Origin of the sequence: Streptomyces sp. NBC_00335, from assembly GCF_036127095.1 — a bacterium.
Classification (GTDB): Bacteria; Actinomycetota; Actinomycetes; order Streptomycetales; family Streptomycetaceae; genus Streptomyces.
In genome coordinates this window covers 7,964,550-7,981,112 of the sequence record NZ_CP108006.1, presented here as the reverse complement: position 1 = coordinate 7,981,112, position 16,563 = coordinate 7,964,550, and the positions used below count along the sequence as shown (strand labels likewise).

At 73.0% G+C, this 16,563-nt stretch carries 11 protein-coding genes and 1 pseudogene; 8 read left to right on the top strand and 4 right to left on the bottom strand.

Annotated elements, in window-relative coordinates; genetic code table 11:
• Positions 1-71 precede the first annotated feature (71 nt).
• The 5 genes from OHA37_RS36125 to OHA37_RS36105 all read left to right on the top strand — a co-directional run bounded on the left by OHA37_RS36125 (position 72) and on the right by OHA37_RS36105 (position 10,401).
• Entirely contained in the window at positions 72-1,859 is a 1,788-nt protein-coding gene (locus tag OHA37_RS36125; RefSeq protein ID WP_443046261.1) for a methyltransferase, read from the top strand.
• 184 nt (positions 1,860-2,043) lie between these two features.
• Positions 2,044-6,012, top strand: coding sequence for an AAA domain-containing protein (locus OHA37_RS36120; RefSeq protein ID WP_266911820.1), 3,969 nt, complete (start codon positions 2,044-2,046; stop codon positions 6,010-6,012).
• Positions 6,013-6,150: 138 nt separating this feature from the next.
• Positions 6,151-7,434 (top strand): 3-phosphoshikimate 1-carboxyvinyltransferase, encoded by a 1,284-nt coding sequence (gene aroA / locus OHA37_RS36115; RefSeq protein ID WP_266911818.1) that lies wholly within the window; start codon positions 6,151-6,153, stop codon positions 7,432-7,434.
• A gap of 49 nt (positions 7,435-7,483) precedes the next feature.
• Positions 7,484-7,831 (top strand): VOC family protein, encoded by a 348-nt coding sequence (locus tag OHA37_RS36110; RefSeq protein WP_266911816.1) that lies wholly within the window; start codon positions 7,484-7,486, stop codon positions 7,829-7,831.
• A 512-nt stretch (positions 7,832-8,343) separates the two neighbouring features.
• The gene (locus OHA37_RS36105; protein WP_266911814.1) at positions 8,344-10,401 is read left to right on the top strand and encodes a glycosyl hydrolase family 8; all 2,058 of its coding nucleotides are present in this window, start codon (positions 8,344-8,346) and stop codon (positions 10,399-10,401) included.
• A gap of 44 nt (positions 10,402-10,445) precedes the next feature.
• Here the strand turns inward: OHA37_RS36105 and OHA37_RS36100 are convergent, their stop codons facing one another.
• The 3 genes and pseudogenes from OHA37_RS36100 to OHA37_RS36090 form a co-directional block, all read right to left on the bottom strand.
• Entirely contained in the window at positions 10,446-11,663 is a 1,218-nt protein-coding gene (locus OHA37_RS36100) for an alpha/beta hydrolase family protein (RefSeq protein ID WP_266911812.1), read from the bottom strand.
• Positions 11,664-11,939: 276 nt separating this feature from the next.
• Positions 11,940-12,359, bottom strand: a complete 420-nt coding sequence (locus tag OHA37_RS36095; protein WP_266911810.1) for a DUF5990 family protein — start codon at positions 12,357-12,359, stop codon at positions 11,940-11,942.
• 75 nt (positions 12,360-12,434) lie between these two features.
• A pseudogene (locus tag OHA37_RS36090) lies at positions 12,435-13,418 on the bottom strand (glycosyl hydrolase); the annotation flags it as partial.
• Positions 13,419-13,659: 241 nt separating this feature from the next.
• Between OHA37_RS36090 and OHA37_RS36085 the strand changes: the two are divergent.
• The 3 genes from OHA37_RS36085 to OHA37_RS36075 all read left to right on the top strand — a co-directional run bounded on the left by OHA37_RS36085 (position 13,660) and on the right by OHA37_RS36075 (position 15,828).
• Positions 13,660-14,352, top strand: a complete 693-nt coding sequence (locus OHA37_RS36085; RefSeq protein WP_266911808.1) for a hypothetical protein — start codon at positions 13,660-13,662, stop codon at positions 14,350-14,352.
• 265 nt (positions 14,353-14,617) lie between these two features.
• Positions 14,618-15,223: a hypothetical protein gene (locus tag OHA37_RS36080; protein WP_266911806.1), complete on the top strand. Its 606-nt coding sequence runs from the start codon at positions 14,618-14,620 to the stop codon at positions 15,221-15,223.
• 98 nt (positions 15,224-15,321) lie between these two features.
• The gene (locus OHA37_RS36075) at positions 15,322-15,828 is read left to right on the top strand and encodes a DinB family protein (RefSeq protein ID WP_266911804.1); all 507 of its coding nucleotides are present in this window, start codon (positions 15,322-15,324) and stop codon (positions 15,826-15,828) included.
• 84 nt (positions 15,829-15,912) lie between these two features.
• Here the strand turns inward: OHA37_RS36075 and OHA37_RS36070 are convergent, their stop codons facing one another.
• Complete coding sequence (locus tag OHA37_RS36070; RefSeq protein ID WP_266911802.1) at positions 15,913-16,434, bottom strand: cupin domain-containing protein; 522 nt, start codon at positions 16,432-16,434, stop codon at positions 15,913-15,915.
• Positions 16,435-16,563 lie beyond the last annotated feature (129 nt).

The window sequence follows — 16,563 nt, the reverse complement described above, 5'->3', positions numbered from 1 at the left end:
CCGCACAGCCGGTCCACCATGCTCCGTTCCGCCGGAGCACCCGCCCCAGCACCGCCCGAGGAACCTCTGCGATGACGACGACCCTCCCCGACCACGCGACGCGCCCCGCCGGACCGCCGCTTCGGGGCGAAACGATGCTTCCCGACGACACGGCCCGCCTGCGCGCGGCCGTCGCCTTCGTGCGGGAGCACGACACCACCACCGTGCTGTCCCTCCTGCTGCCCGGTCTGCACGGCCCGGAACTGGAGTCCCTGGCCCCGCACTGCCGCTTCGCCCACGCCGGCCTGCTGCTCTTCCCCACCGACCCGCAGGACCTGCGCCGCCGACTCGCCGACTGCGGGCTCGCCGTCGACACCCCGTCCCAGCCCAGCGTCGTCGTGCGCGAACGGCTGGCCCGGCGCCACCGCCGGGACCTGGCCGAGCTCGACGTCCGCATCCTGCGTCCCCGCGTCCAGGGCCCGGCCGGAGAGCACCGCGCGGTCGAGGTGTTCGCCCTCACGGTGCCCGCGCACTCGGGCCTGGAAGCGATCGCCGCGTACGAACGCGCCCGGGGTCACGAGGCCCACCTGGCCCTCGAACTGGAGCACCCGGACCCCCTGGTGCTGCGCGGCCTGTGCGCGGTGCTCGCCCGACACGGCGCACGCCCCGACGGCGGCGGGTACAACCCGCACGAGGACGGCACGGTCCTGTACTTCACCACCCCCGCGACCGGAGAGTGCGGCTACCGCCGCCTGGAGCTCTACACGCCCGGCGACCACCGGGACGCCCTCGCCGACCACCTCCGCGCTGACCCCCGGGAGCGCCCGGACCCGGACCGGCCCGCCGAGACGCTCCTGCGCCTGCTCACCGGTGCATGGACCACCCAGGCGCTCGGCGCGTTCGCACGGCTGGGCCTGCCCGACGCCATGGACCCGTACGAGGCCACCGGCACCCGGGAGCTCGCCCGGCGTACCGCCACCCGACCCGAGAACCTGGCCACGCTCCTGCGCTACCTCACGATGCTCGGCGTCGTGGCCGGGGACACCACGGACACCGGAGCCGAGGCCGCCGGGGAAGAGGAAAGCTTCCGTCTCACGCGGCTCGGAGCCCTGCTCCGCGCGGACTCACCGGACACGATGCGGCCGCTGGCCCTCATGTACGCGGGCCCCTTCTACCGGTCCTTCGCCGAACTCGACCACACCGTACGGACCGGACAGCCCGCCTTCGACCACCTCTTCGGCGAGAACCACTTCGACCACTTCGCGCGCGATCCCGAACTCGCCGACCTCTTCGACCGTTCCATGGCCGCCAGTTCGCGCATGTTCCGACCGCTGCCCGCCCACCCCGTGATCACCGCCGCGGCCCAGGCGTCCACCCCGCGCACCGTCGTCGACGTCGCCGGCGGCAACGGCGAACTCCTCGGACGCATCCTGACCGCACACCCGGGGCTGCGGGGCACGCTCCTGGAGCGCCCGCACGCCGTCGAGGCGGCCCGCCGCTCGCTCGACGCCGCGGGCTGCGGCGCCCGCTGCGACTACCGCAGCGGCGACTTCGCGGACGTACCGCACGGCGGCGACGTGTACGTCCTCTCCCGCATCCTGCACGACTGGGACGACGACCAGTGCCGGGAGATCCTGCGCCACTGCGCCCGCGCCATGCCCGCCCACGCCGACCTGCTGATCATCGAGCGGCTGCTGCCCGCCGACGGTTCCCCCTCGCTGGCCACGGCCTGGGACCTCCACATGATGTGCAACGTCGGCGGTCGCGAACGCCGCGGCGAGCACTACGCCCGCCTGCTCGCCGACGCCGGACTGGAGCTGCTCGACCACACCCCCCTCCCCCTGGAGGCGTACGTCCTGCACGCGCGCAAGGCCCCGTAGGCGAGCCCCCGTGCGGGTCACGGTCGCCCCCCTATCGGGCGAACGTGCCCTGTGTTCCTGTGCGTTCCGGGGCCGCAGGACCCGCTGACCGGGACCTCGCGCGCTGACGGTCCGGTAGATTCGGCGGTGCGGCTGATCTTCAGGGCAGCGGCCGGGGGGCCGCGCGGGGACACGGGGGCAGTGGGTGCGGAGCGGACACGCGCAGGACCGTCGGCGGCAGGCTCTGCTGGAGTGCTGGCGCGCGATCGAGCTGTTCAGTCCGCCGACCATCCCGGCGCTGCCCCGCCAACGCCCCTCCGCGCGTTCCGGGCAGCGGGACGAGTACGTCATCGACCTGACTCCGGAGCCGGGCCGGGTGGCCCCGCTCCTGCCGTGGGATCCGGACCATCCGCAGACGGGGGCGCGCCGGGCACCGTACCGCTGGACGTGGCGGCACGAGGTCTACTGCGGGGTATTCGACCTGGAGCTGCTCCGCCAGGCCATGATCGCGGTGCTGCCCGCGGGGACCGATCCCGATCCCGGCGTACCGCAGAGCGAGCTGGTGCTGTCGGGCCAGAGCGCGATGTTCGCGCTGGTGCTGGACGACGAGGGCCGGCCCGTCGAGGACACGTCCGTGGTCTCCGCGTGCGCCTGGGCGACCGGCCGGCTGTTCGATCCGGGGCCGTCCGCACCGGGGTGGCTGACCGGCTTCGAGGAGCTCGACGAGGCGTTCGGCACCGCGATCGACGAGCTCACCGCCACCGCGATCCCCTACGGTCCCGCCGCGCCGGCCACCGGAGCGGCGTACGAGCGCCGGCCGGGCAGCGCGGGTGGGCCGGAGGCCGGCGACGGGAGCTGGCAGCGGCTGCTCGCCGAGATCCTGGGCGGCGCCGCCGTCGGAGCCGTCGGGGCCCTCTTCGGCGAGGTCGTCGGCGCCGCGCTGCAGGGCGCCGCGGAGCCCCTGGTCCGCCGCGCCGCGAACTGGGTCGCCGCCCGCCGACCTGCCGGGGAGCAAGAGGAGTCCGGGCGGCCGGACGGCACCGGGGGCGTTCCCGAGCGTGCGCCGGCCGACGGTCCCGGCGCGTCGCCCGACGCGTCGGCGGAGCACGGGGCCGACACCGGTCCCCGTGCGCTCGGGTTCGTGGATCTGGTCGCCCTGACGGCGCAGATCGCCGACCTGTGCGGGGTACGGGACCACCTGCGGCCCCAGGTGGTCCGGGTCCGCAGCAGGCTGGTCCGCCGGCCCGCGGACCCGAAGGCGAAGCCCACTGCCACGGCGCCGTTCCTGAACAGTCTGCTTCCGCCTGATCTGGCCCGGGTGTCCGCGGCCGTGGGCGAGGGGCTCGGTCCGGCGCTGGAGGCGTACCTGACCGAGCTCGACGCCGTGGACGTGGGGGCCCGGACCGATGTGCGCCAAGAGCGCGGGGTCGTCCTGGACGGGGTGGCTCCGGAGCTCGTTCCGGCCGGCCGCTGGCCCGCGCCGGCGCGGTTCCCGCTCGCCCTGAGCCAGCAGTTCGCGGTCGACCGCATGCTCGCCGACCGGGCGGGGACCGCGGGCGGGATGTTCTCCGTGAACGGCCCGCCGGGCACGGGCAAGACCACGATGCTGCGCGACCTGGTCGCCGCGCTGGTCGTGGAACGGGCTGCGGTGCTGGCCACGTTCGACCGGCCCGACCAGGCGTTCACCGGTCCGCCGTGGCGGGGCCTGGACCGCCAGGGAAAGCGCCCCCGCTTCGTGGCGCGGCTCGACCCGCGGCTGACCGGGTTCGAGATCGTGGTCGCCTCCTCCAACAACGGCGCCGTGGAGAACATCACCGCCGAGCTGCCCGGCATCGGCGCGCTCGGCGAGCACTGGCACGGCGGACCCGACCACTTCTCCGACCTCGCCTCCGCGCTCCTCGGCGGGCCGGCCTGGGGGCTGGTCGCGGCGGTGCTCGGCAACAAGGGCAACCGCAAGGAGTTCGGCAGCCGGTTCTGGTGGGGGCAACTGCCCCAGGAGGAGATCGACGCCCGCTCGGCCGCCGGCCTTCCGCCGCTGCGGGGCATGCGGGAGGTCCTGAGCGACTGGATTGCGCCCAGGCCTCAGCCCGGTGGCCGCGGTCCCGGCACCCCGGCGGACCAGGTTGCGGCCGCCGGGCCCGCCCTGCCCGTGCCCTCGTGGACCGACGCCGTCGCAGGGTTCCGTACCGCCCGGGCCGAGGTCGAGCGGCTGCGTGCCGGCCGCGCCCGGCTGGCCGGGGCCCTGGCGGCCGTCGGGTCCCCGTCGGCCGGGCAGCGGATCGCGGACCTGGAGGCCGCCGTGTCCCGGGCCGACCGGCAGGTCGCCGCCTCCACGGGGGTCCTGGACCGGGCCGCTGCCGCCACCGCCACCGCCCGGGCGGCCACGATGGCGGCCGAGGCCGGATACGGGGCGGCCTCCGAGCTCGTACCGCGGGCCCGCCAGGAGCTGGCGGACGTCCGCGCGGAGCTGTCCGCCGCCCGTGAACAGGCCGCGCACCAGAGGGAGTACGTGACCGCGCTCAGCGTCCGCCACGAGGCGCCCCCAGCCCCCGAGCGGGGACTGCGCGGCGGGCTGCGCCGCCTGCTGCAGAGCCCGGCCGAGCGGCAGGCCGCCGAACGGCAGCAGGAACACACCCAGGCCGAGATCGCGTCCCTGCTCGTCCGGCAGCGCGCCGCGCTCCACGACTCCCTGGAACAGGTCGCCTCGGCCGCGCGCGAAGAGTCCCTGGCCGCTGCCCGGCACGCCCGGTCCGGCGCCGCCGTCGACGAGGCCGCGGCCGGCCTCACCGCTGCCCACGCGTACGAACGGGCGACGAGCGAGCGGGAGGCCGCCGCGGCCACCGCCCTCCGGCACGCCCGGCAGGCAGCCGACGGCTCCCGCCGCGAACTGCGCGCTGCCGTGGCCGAACTCGACGATCGCCACCGCGAACTGCGGGAGGCGGCGCGCACCCTGCCCTCCCTGCCGCTCGGCTGGCCCCAACTCGACGAGTCCGAGCAGGAATTGGGCTCGCCCTGGTCCGACGAGGCGTGGTCCACCGCGCGCAGCGACCTGTTCCTGCGCGCCCTCGACCTGCACCGCGCCTTCGCCGCCGGGGCCGCGAAGAAGGTCCGCGGCAACCTCCAGCTCCTCATGGAGCTCATGGCCGGGACCAACGGGCCCGTCCCCGACGAACAGGTCGAGCACGCCTGGCAGACCCTCTTCCTCCTGGTGCCCGTCGTCTCGACCACGTTCTCCTCCGTGGGCAGCATGTTCGCCCGCCTCGGCCGGGAGTCGATCGGCTGGGTCCTCGTCGACGAGGCCGGGCAGGCCACCCCGCAGGCCGCCGCCGGGGCACTGTGGCGCGCCCGCCGTGCCGTTCTGGTCGGTGATCCGCTCCAGCTCGAACCCGTCGTGACCATGCCCACGGCCCTGCAGCGCCGGCTGCTGCGCGCCCACGGCGTCGACGAGCACTGGCTGCCCTCGGCCACCTCGGCCCAGGCCGTCGCCGACCGGACCAACCGCTACGGCACCTACCTGCCGGCCCCGGACACCGAGGACGAGCAGGTCTGGGTGGGCTCACCGCTGCGCGTGCACCGCCGCTGCGAGGAACCGATGTTCACGGTCAGCAACGAGGTCGCGTACGGCGGCCTCATGGTCTACGGCACCGAGCCCAAGGCGTTCCCCGATGCGGAGCGGGGCGGCCTGCTGCCCAGCCGCTGGCTCAACACCGACGACCCGGCCCGCCCCTCCGACGCCCCGTGGGGCGAACGCGACCGCCGGGCCTTCGAGTTCGTCCTCGACCACTTGCACCGGCACGGAGTGGACGTCGAGCGCGTGCGCGTCATCGCCCCCTTCCGGGCCCTCGTCGCCGAATGCCAGAAGGTCTGCCGCGGCCGTGCGGGCTGGACGTCCCCACTGATCGAGGAGCGCTGCGCCACGGTCCACCGGGCCCAGGGCAAGGAAGCCGACGTCGTCGTCCTCGTGCTCGGCGGCGGCCGCCCCGGCGCCCGCGAGTGGGCGGCCCGCACCCCGCACCTGCTCAACGTCGCCGCGAGCCGCGCCAAGCGCCGCCTCTACGTCATCGGCGAGCGCAGCCTGTGGGCCCCGCTCCCCCACTTCGACGTCCTCGCCTCCGAACTCACGGAATTCCACCACCTCCGCGACCGCGGCACCTGGCCACCGGACACCGAGTGACCGCCGCCGGGCCGCACTCGCCCACGCGCGGCGGGCACCGCACGTCCAACGGGTGAGACCTCACGCGGCGGGCGGATCCGGCGTGGCAGTATCCGGTGCGCGAACCGTTCCCCCGTTACCCGCACCGGAGCTTCCGCCGTGACGATCGTCGACATCCCCGGGTCCAAGTCCCTCACCGCCAGGGCCCTGTTCCTGGCCGCCGCGGCCGAGGGCACCTCGACCCTGCTGCGACCGCTGCACTCCGACGACACCGAGGGCTTCACCGAAGGCCTCGCCGCCCTCGGTTACCGCGTCGAGCACGCGCCGGGCCGCTGGCTCGTCGAGGGGCGGCCGGCCGGCCCGCTGCGGGAGGTGGCCGACGTCTACTGCCGCGACGGCGCGACCACCGCGCGGTTCCTGCCGACGCTGGTGGCGGCCGGGCACGGCAACTACCGCTTCGACGCCTCCGACCAGATGCGCCGCCGTCCCGTGGCCCCGTTGACCCGTGCGCTGCGTGCACTGGGGGTCGACGTCCGGCACGAGCAGGCCGAGGGGCACCATCCGCTGAGCATCGCGGCCGACGGCGTCAAGGGCGGTGAACTCACCCTGGACGCGGGCGAGTCGTCTCAGTACCTGACCGCACTGCTGATGCTCGGACCGCTCACCCGCGAGGGGCTGCGCATCACCGTCACCCGCCTGGTCTCGGCTCCGTACGTCGAGATCACGCTGGCCATGATGGCGGCCTTCGGGGCGACGGTGGACCGCGGGCCGTCGCCCGACGGAGAGGTCTTCGACGTGCGCCCCGGCGGCTACCGGGCCGCCGAGTACGCGATCGAACCCGACGCCTCCACCGCGAGCTACTTCTTCGCCGCCGCGGCGCTCACGGGCCGGGAGGTCACGGTCCCCGGCCTGGGCCGGGGCGCGCTCCAGGGAGATCTGCAGTTCGTCGAGGTTCTGCGGCGGATGGGGGCAGGAGTGCGCGTCGGCGATGCCGGCACAACGGTGTCGGGCACCGGGAAACTGCGCGGGATCACGGTCAACATGCGGGACATCTCCGACACCATGCCCACGCTGGCGGCCCTCGCCCCCTTCGCCGACGGGCCGGTCCGGATCGAGGACGTGGGCAACACCCGGGTCAAGGAGTGCGACCGGCTGGAGGCCTGCGCCGAGAACCTGCGGGCGATGGGGGTCGAAGTCGCGACCGGGCCCGACTGGATCGAGATCGTCCCGGGCGCCGTGCGGCCGGTCGAGATCGCCACCCGCCACGACCACCGCATCGCGATGTCCTTCGCCGTCGCCTCGCTGCGCGCGCCGGGCATCACCTTCGACGACCCCGGGTGCGTACGGAAGACGTTCCCCGGCTTCCACGAGGCGTTCGCGGCCCTGCGTGCGGGGTGGGAAGGGCGTGTCGCGGAAGTGCCTGCGGCGGCGGACCTGGCGTAGTACTCCTGGGGAGGCATGGAGACACGTTCGTTCTCACTTGGAGTCGTCGATGGCCGTTCGCCGTGTCGTGCCCAACATCCGGTCGGAGGCCGCGGAGGAGAGCCGGGAGTTCTACGGCCTCCTGGGCTTCGAGGAGGTCATGAACCACGGCTGGATCATGACCCTCGCCTCCCCGTCCAGCCCGGCAGCGCAGATCAGCGTCATGACCAGCGACAAGACCGCACCCGTCGCCCCCGACATGAGCATCGAGGTGGACGACGTGGATGCGGCGTACGCGGTCATGCGGGAGAGCGGCGCCGAGATCGTGTACCCCTTGCAGGATGAGGAGTGGGGCGTGAGGCGGTTCTTCGTCCGCGACCCGAGCGGACGGGTGGTCAACGTACTGGGCCACCGCTGACGCAGGCGCGCCAGCGCGCGAAACGCGAACGCGGCGGGCTCGGCGAGAATCGTCGGCGGTGACTGCCGCTCTGCCGACGGGCCGGCCCGGCGTTTCGCGCTGGACGGCCGTCAAGGCCGCTAGGGGCGGACGGTGCGGGCCGGCATCGACCAGCGCGTAGACCGACGCTCCGTCCGGCCCGGCCACGCCCATGGTTGCGGCCCCGGCCAGCACCAGCCGCCACAGAACCGGGTGACGTCGCAGAGGGCGGATTCCCTGGCGGCCTGGGCGCCCCATCGTCGGGCCTCAGCGGGGCCGGGCCGCCGAACTGGACGAACTGCAGCGCACCCAGGAGCGGGGGCGACCAGTACGTGGATGCAAATTGCACTGACGGATCGTGCCCAGGGTCTTGCGCGACACCCCGTTCCGTTTCTACTCTCCCGGCCAATGGTTAGGAAATATTCCTAACCATTGGCCGGTGCTCCGGATCGGCCGCTCCCCCCACTCGCGCAGCACTCACCCGAGGACGCCCGATGTCACGAGCACATCAGCAACGTTCCGCGCACAGAGACCGGCGCCGCCCCCAGTGGCACCGCCCGCTTGCGGCCTTCGCCGCCCTCGCCGCCTCCGTGGCGGGCCTCACGGCCCTCAGCGCCCCCACTTCGACGGCCGCCGCAACCACGGCCACGGCGGCCTTCGGCGCCACCGCCGCCGTCTCCGTCACGCCCCTCGGCCCGGGTGACACCGCCCCGGTCCTGGTCTCGCAGGGCAAGCCGGTGACGGCCTCCTCGGTGGAGGCGAGCGGCTTCCAGGCCGGCAAGGCCGTGGACGCCAACGCCGCGACGCGCTGGGCCAGCGTGGAGGGCGTGGACCCGCAGTGGATACGCATCGACCTCGGAGCGGCCCACACCATCAGCCGGGTCAAGCTCAGCTGGGAGGCCGCGTACGCCAAGACGTACAAGATCCAGACCTCGGCTGACGGGACGAACTGGACCGACGTCCACTCCACCAGCACCGGCGACGGCGCGACGGACGACCTGACCGTCACCGGCACCGGGCGCTACGTCCGGATGTACGGGACCGCCCGCGGCACCGCCTACGGCTACTCCCTCTGGGAGTTCGAGGTCTACGGCTCCCCCGCCTCCGGCGGCTCCGACACCACCGCGCCCAGCACTCCGGGCAGCCTGCGCTCGACGGCCACCACCGCGAACAGCGTCTCGCTCGCCTGGAACGCCTCCACCGACAACGTGGGCGTCACCGGCTACGACGTCTACCGGGGCGCCGCGCGCGTGGCGACGGCCACCGGGACCTCGTACACGGACACCGGCCTCACGGCCTCCACCGCCTACGGCTACACAGTCAAGGCGCGGGACGCGGCGGGCAACGCATCCGCGGCGAGCAACACGCTCAGCGTCACCACCCAGCCCGCGGGTGGCTCCGGTCCGGCGGTTCCGTTCGGCAGCCACGCCCGGCCCTACGCGGCCGGGACCCTGAAGCCGACCGGCGCCCAGGGCACGCTCGACCAGAAGACCATCGACTACTACACCGCCTGGAAGTCCGCGTTCGTCCGGCAGAACTGCGGCAACGGCTGGTACCAGGTCATCTCCCCCGACGCCGACCACCCGTACGTGGCCGAGGCGCAGGGGTACGGCATGGTGATCGCCGCGACGATGGCCGGCGCCGACCCGGACGCGAAGAAGATCTTCGACGGTCTGACCAAGTGGACGATCGACCACCCCTCGGCGGTCAACCCGGATCTGCTCGCCGCCGAGCAGGACACCGCCTGCCGGAGCGTCAACGGCGGTGACGGCGCGACCGACGGCGACATGGACGTCGCGTACGGGCTGCTGCTCGCCGACAAGCAGTGGGGCAGCGCCGGCACGTACAACTACAAGGCGCTCGCGATCAAGCACATCAACGCGATCAAGAAGGACGAGCTCAACCCGTCCACCCACCTGCTCAAGCTGGGCGACTGGAGCAGCTCCGGCGACCAGTACTACTACATCTCCCGCACCTCGGACTGGATGGTCGACCACTTCCGGGCCTTCCGGACGGCGACGGGGGACGCGGCCTGGGACACGGCCCGTACCGCGCACCAGAACCAGATCACCAACCTGCAGGCGTCCTACGCGCCGAACACGGGCCTCCTGCCCGACTTCGTCGTCAACACCAACACCACCCCCAAGCCCGCCCCCGGTCAGGTCCTTGAGGACCCGAACGACGGCGCCTACTGGTGGAACGCCTGCCGGACCCCGTGGCGCATCGCGGACGACGCGGTGACCAGCGGGGACGCCAAGTCCCTCGCGTCGGCACAGAAGCTCAACAGCTGGATCAAGGGCAAGACGGGCGGAGACCCGAACAAGATCGCCATCGGCTACAAGCTCGACGGCACCCAGATCTCCTCCGGGAGCGAGGCGGCGTACTTCGCCCCCTTCGCCCTCGCGGCCATGACCGACCCGTCGAGCCAGGCCTGGCTGGACGCGCTGTGGAACAAGATGCTGGGCGCCCCGATCGACACCAGCAGCTACTTCTCGGCGAGCATCCAGCTCCAGGTCATGATCACCGCCTCCGGCAACCACTGGGTCCCGTAACCCCCTGACGCACTGACCGGCCCGTCCCCACCGGGTCGGGCCGGTCAGGGAAGGAACGTCACTGCCGGGAAGGCCGGGGACGGCCCGTCGAGCAGGTGCCCCGGACGGCGGCGCAGGTGCTCGTCGAAGAACGCGAGCGGGTAGGCCTGCTGGATCCTCACCGCCTGCTCGGGGTCCAGGGTGCCGATCACGTCCTGGAGTTGCTGCCCGGTCCATCCGTACAGCTTCGCCACTTGCGGGAACAGCGCCTCGTTGTCGCCGTAGGAGATGTGAGCCGCCCCCTCTGCCCGGATGTCCAGCCGCCACCCCCGCAGGTGCGACCAGAACGCGGCGACCGCGGGATCCGTGGCCCGGCCGAACTCGGCGGACATCATCATGAACGGCCGGTCCAGGTCGCCGGCCAGCGGCGGATTCATCTGCATCGGGCCGTCGAGGCTCAGCCCGGCCCGGATGCGCTCGTCCGCGAGCGTGGCGCAGGCGGTGGCCGTACCGCCCTTCGACCAGCCGAAGGCGCCCATGCGCCGCGGGTCGAGTGAGCCGAGCAGCCCGGCCGGCAGCCTCTTGCGGTCGACGTCCGGATTGCACCCCGCGGCCATCTGCTCGACGCAGTCGAGGACGAAGCGCAGGTCGGCGGCAAAGTCCCCGGGCAGCGTCGGCGCATCCCGGTCCTGGAGCGGAACGGTGACCCGGCCGTCCGGGAACTCGGTGTACGTGTCGTACTGGTGAGCGATCGTGACGGCCGCGTATCCGTGGCTGGCGAGCTCCTGGACCACGACGGTGTGGTCGCCCTGGTGGCTGTGCGCGCCGTGCGAGAACACGACGACGGGCAGCCGCCGGTCCGACCTGTGCACCGGAGCGCCCACATGGCCGGCGGTGAGCGGCCCCAGGGAGGCCAGATCACCGAACCCGGCGTCGTCGACGAACGCCTGAAAGGCCCCGGCCGGCATCCAGGGCGCCACCGGGTACCGCCGGACGTCCCGGGCGGGGTACCAGACGGTGGCCATCAGCTCACGGAAGTTTCCGGGGTCCGCGATGGCGTCAGGGCGCGACCGGTCGACGAGGTGCAGCTGGACCGTGCCCACGGGGTGCGGCCCGGTCGGCGCGGGCAGCGTGAGCCGCTGCGAGGCCTGGGCGGTCGCGGCCGGGGCGGCCCACGCGGGGCCGGTGGCGGCCAGCGGCACGGCGGCGCCGACGGCGAGCGCGGCTCCCAGGACGCGGCGGCGCGTCACGCCCTCGCGGTCGGTGAACGGTGTGGTGGTCATGGACCCTCCCCTTGCTGACGCATCGTCAACCGTGCCTCGACGGACGGTCCGTGGGCACAGGGGAACGCTGTCACGGGCCGTCTCGCACGGCATCGGCTCACCGATGTACAACGGGCGAGGCCCTAGACCCCCGGGTTTACGTCCCTGGGCCGATGCGGTCCGCGATGGCGTCCGGTAGCCGGGCGCCCTGCGCGGCGCGAGCCCGCGTCCACTCAGATCAGCTCGCTCAGCTCAGTTCAGCTCAGTTCAGTTCAGCTCAGTTCAGTTCAGTTCAGTTCAGCTCCAGATGATGCCGGGCGGGCGCACCGCGGCGCACACGGGCATCCCGCAGCGGTCCGTCAGTCCCAGCTCCCCTTCGGCTGCGCCCCGTTCGACGAGCTGCGGCGGGAGATCGTCGAGCATCAGCTTGGCGCGGCGGAACATCGTGAACGCTCCGCCGTGCGGCAGTTCTCCCCACGTCAGGTACAGGAACCGGCCCCCGCGCCGTCCGTGGACGTGGGGCCCGCGATAGTCCCGAGCCCCGTCCGGCGCGGCGACCACCTCCACGGTGAACTCCCAGACCGCCTCCGCGGCGTCCCCGGGAACAGCTCCTTCGGGCTCGCGCCCGCGCTGCACGGCGACATGGACGTCCCGGTATCCGCCGCATTCACGACCCGGGAGATCGCGGCCGACGATACGAAGCGAGAGTGATGGCATACGCACCACCCTGCCACGCATCCTCCGCCCTCCTCGGCCAGGGCTTCAGGGGTCGGAGCGTCGGCTCTGCCCACCGGAAAGGAAGTCCCGGAACACCCGCGAGGAGCGCGGATTCTGCCCGCACTGCCACACCCCGTGCGGGCAGAAGTCCGTGATGCTGTGGTAGAGCGGCCTGTGCTCTTCGATCCATTCCAGCATGCGCCGCACGTACTCGGCGTTGTCTCCGTGCCGGAACAGCCCCCACTCGGGGTACGAGATGTCCTTGCCGTGGGCCCTGGCGAAGTCGACCTGATGCCGCAGCCCGTACGGCTGGGCGACCTGCTCGTCGAAGGTCCGGCCGGGTTCCTGGTCGTACGAGTCCATCCCGACGACATCGACCACGTCGTCACCCGGGTAGCACCGGGTCCACGCGATCGCGTCGCCGCCACGGTTGGGGGCGAAGTCGAAGCGGAAGTCCTGCCCCTCGACGGAGCGCATGGCGACCACGATGCGCCGCCAGTACTTCTTCCAGTTCTCGGGGTCGGGCCGGCACCGGTGGGTGTAGTCGAAGCCGTTCATCTCCCAGCCGAGCACGATCACCGTGTCCGGCACGTCGAGGTCGACCAGACGCTGGGCCAGCCGCCGGAAGTGGTGGTCGTGCGTGCCCCGCGCACCGGTGCGGATCAGCTCGGCGACGCGGGCGTCGGCAAGGCGGGCCTCGTTGCGCTCCTGCATGGGCACGTTCAGGACGAACAGCCGGTCCGCCTTCTCGTTGCGCCACCGCGCCCAGGTGCGCAGGGAATCGGGTGCCCCCTCGATGTTCGCCCAGGTGTCGCCCGGCAGGTAGGTGTGCCCGGCGCGCAGCTCCGTACCCCCCAGCCAGCGCGAGAGCTCCTGCATCCGCTCGACGCCGGGCGATCCGTAGTGCAGGTAGGCACCCACCGCGATCTCACTGCCGGCGCTCGTCCCGGAGTCCTCACGATGCGGCGTCTGGACGCCCTGGGCGCCCCCGGTCAGGAGCAGACCGATGGCGACCGTAGTCGCGCAAACCCCCGCCAGCAAGCTGCGTCGACGGGACATGGCACCTCCACAAGCTGCGCGAGCACCGATGTGTCTGGCAGCGACGTTAGGCATCTGATCCGATGCACGGCCTGTCCAGTGTCCCGATGCTGGGCCATTCGCCGCACCCACCCGCCCCCGCTTGACCCGAACGGATGAAGCCTTACCGGCACACCGGGCAGGCACTGGACACGGGCGCCCGGTGGTGTGCGGCCGGGCCCACGGTTCCCGCTGCCGGGGCCCGCTCCGGTAGCGTGGCCGGGTGATCTCCGGTGACACCCTCCTGAAGCGGCTGCGGGAGCTGGCGGCCCGAGTCCCGTTCGACCTCGCGGTACAACCCGGCGTCGCGGCGGCCGACTTCGGACGCTGGCCCGTACCGGTTCCGGCCGAGGCCCGCGAACTGCTGGGCCGGCTCGGCGGCTTCGCCGTTCCGCCGGTGGAGTTCACGCTCACCGGCCACCCCCGCCAGGCCGGCGACCACGGCCTGCCGCACCCCCACTGGCTGGTCACCGACGACGGGGGCGGCGGCGTCACCTGGGTCGACATCGAGGCCGACGGCCGGTGGGGTCAGGTCCTGATGCAGTACCGCGAGGGAGGCCTCCACGTCGAGGCCGATTCGCTGCCGCACTGGCTCGACCGGCTGATCGGCACGGCGGAGGAATTGGTCGAGGAGACCGGCTTCGAGGAGGGAGTCCAGCCCTACGCCGACGATTTCTGGGACCTCCTGCACCTCGACGGCCCCGAACTGCCGGTGCACCTCGCGGCCGAACTCCGCGGCAGTCCGGACCCGGTGGTCGCCCGCCTCGCCGCCCGCGTGCCGGACGGCGCGCTGATCGCCGACCTCCGCGGAGCCCTGCCGGGCAGCCGCGCCCGCTTCGACCGGAAGCTCAGGAGCTATCGCCTGGCCCGGGCCGTGGGCGGCCCGGTGTTCGCCGCCGTTCCCGGCGAGGACTGACCCCGGGGCCCGTAGGAAATCCGGTCACGCAGGCATCCCCCGGGGACCTGCCGCGGCCACGACAGGCGAACGGCGTCCGGACGAGCCGGGAGCACCGGTCCACCGGTGACGTCACGGCACAGGCACGGGCACCCGCACCCGCACTGCGCCAACCCGGCAACGTGTGACGGCCGCATACCGACGGACACCCCCGTGACGGCCTTGTCCGGCATACGGTCGAGTGACCGGCCGACCCCTGCCGGCAGCACCGGAACAGGAGCAGCCCATGCTTCTCTACGCCCAGACCCCGGCACGGCGGAACCGACAGATCCTCGCGGACCTGGTCGCCGTCCTGCTGATCGCCGCCACGGTGACGTTCGCCCTGACCGTCCACGGCGCGATCATGCGGCTGGCCGAGCCCGGACGCAAGGTCGAGAGCTCCGGCGAAAGCCTCGCCGGCGCCCTCGCCGAGGCCGGCGACACCGCCGCCGACGTGCCGCTCGTCGGCGGCCTCCTGAGGAAGCCGTTCCGGTCGGCGGCCGACGCCGGCACCGGACTCGCCGACGCGGGCCAGTCGTTGCAGGACGTCGTCAGCCAGGTGGCCACGCTGGCCACAGTCGCCCTGATCGTCCTCCCCGTGGCCTTCATCCTGCTGCTGTGGCTTCCCCTGCGCGTGCGCTGGATCCGCCGCAGCGCCACCATCCGGGACCTCCTCGACGCACCCGGAGGCGCCGACCTGCTCGCCCTGCGCGCCCTCACCGGACCGCCGCGCGCCCTCTCCACGGTCCCCACCCCCGCCGGCGGCCTCGCCGATGCCTGGCGCCGCGGCGACCCGCAAGTCATCGCCGACCTGTCCGAGATCGCCCTCAGGCGGGCGGGCCTGAAGCCCTGACGGGCGCAGCGGGGAAGAGGACCGGGCCGGGAGGAGCGGTGCGGACCCGTCGGAAAATGCCTCGACACGCATCGCGCTGATCAGGGATCCTTCGCGCGATGACAAGAATCGACGACACGCCGCCCGCGTGGGACGAGCGCACGCAGCTCACCACGTTCCTCGACTACACCCGCAGCACCGCCCTCGCCAAGTGCGCAGGCGTCTCCGCGGAAGACGCCGGCAAGGCACTCCTGCCGGGCTCGCCGCTGATGACCCTCAGCGGATTGATCAACCACCTGCGCTGGGTCGAGTACTACTGGTTCCAGGTGGTCTTCCTCGGCGAGGAGGACCACGGCCCCTGGACCGACGAGGACCCCGACCGCGAGATGCGCATCGCCGTCGACTTCCCGCTCACGCAGTTGCTCGACGAGTACGCGGAACAGAGCGCCCGCTACCGCGAGCTGGTCGCCGGGAACGACCTGGACAAGCAGGCCCAGCGGCCCATCCGCGACGGCCGCCACGTCGACCTGCGCTGGATCCTCCTCCACCTCACCGAGGAGACGGCCCGCCACAACGGCCACCTGGACATCCTGCGCGAGATGCTCGACGGCACGACCGGCAGCTAGTGCTGTGACCTGAGTCGGCGCGGTCCTCGCCCACCAACCCTCCCCGTGCCGTGGTGGGGATGGTGGGCGCGCCGCGGGTGACCGCTACACCGCCCGCCCCTCGAAGTCCTCCTCGAAGTAGCTGTCGTGCCGCACCCGGAACTCCTTGAGTTCCTCGCTGCCGCGCTGCGCCATCTCCGCGACTCCTTCGAAGAACTCCTCGCGCGGGGCACCCGGGGCGAAGAGCATGAGCATCGACGTGGGCTCGTCCGTCACGTTCTTGAAGGCGTGCAGACCGCCGACGGGAACGAACAGGAAGTCACCGGTGCGGCCCGTCACCCACTTCTCGCCGTTGAAGAGCTCCAGCTCTCCGGAGAGGACGTAGAAGGACTCCGACATCGCCTTGTGGAAGTGGGTCTTGGCGCCGGCCGCCCTTGCCGCCAGATCCACCTTGTACAGGCCGTAGTCGCCGCCGGTCGACGCGTGCGTGGCGAGGTAGCGGTAGGCGTCACCGCCGGGCGAGACGAGGTCCGGCGGGGTGTCGGCGGTGCGGAAGGACGCGTTCACCTCGCCCCTGTCCCCTTGGTAACGGGCTTCGGGGTACTGCGGGTGCTGCGGGTACGACATCGTGCTCGCTCCTGTGGTTCGGTTTCGGCATTCCGGCGCTTGGTCGGACGGCCGGTGGAAGATCAGGCCCTCACGCCGGCGTGCGGGGTTCGTGGTCGTCTTCCCCCACCTGTCGCACGACGCCGCAGG

Bases quoted from the DNA above. Each gene is read 5' to 3' on its own strand.
- OHA37_RS36125 (WP_443046261.1), top strand. From the start codon at position 72: ATGACGACGACCCTCCCCGACCACGCGACGCGCCCCGCCGGACCGCCG.
- OHA37_RS36110 (WP_266911816.1), top strand. From the start codon at position 7,484: ATGGCCGTTCGCCGTGTCGTGCCCAACATCCGGTCGGAGGCCGCGGAG.
- OHA37_RS36105 (WP_266911814.1), top strand. From the start codon at position 8,344: ATGTCACGAGCACATCAGCAACGTTCCGCGCACAGAGACCGGCGCCGC.
- OHA37_RS36100 (WP_266911812.1), bottom strand. From the start codon at position 11,663: ATGACCACCACACCGTTCACCGACCGCGAGGGCGTGACGCGCCGCCGC.
- OHA37_RS36095 (WP_266911810.1), bottom strand. From the start codon at position 12,359: ATGCCATCACTCTCGCTTCGTATCGTCGGCCGCGATCTCCCGGGTCGT.
- OHA37_RS36080 (WP_266911806.1), top strand. From the start codon at position 14,618: ATGCTTCTCTACGCCCAGACCCCGGCACGGCGGAACCGACAGATCCTC.
- OHA37_RS36075 (WP_266911804.1), top strand. From the start codon at position 15,322: ATGACAAGAATCGACGACACGCCGCCCGCGTGGGACGAGCGCACGCAG.
- OHA37_RS36070 (WP_266911802.1), bottom strand. From the start codon at position 16,434: ATGTCGTACCCGCAGCACCCGCAGTACCCCGAAGCCCGTTACCAAGGG.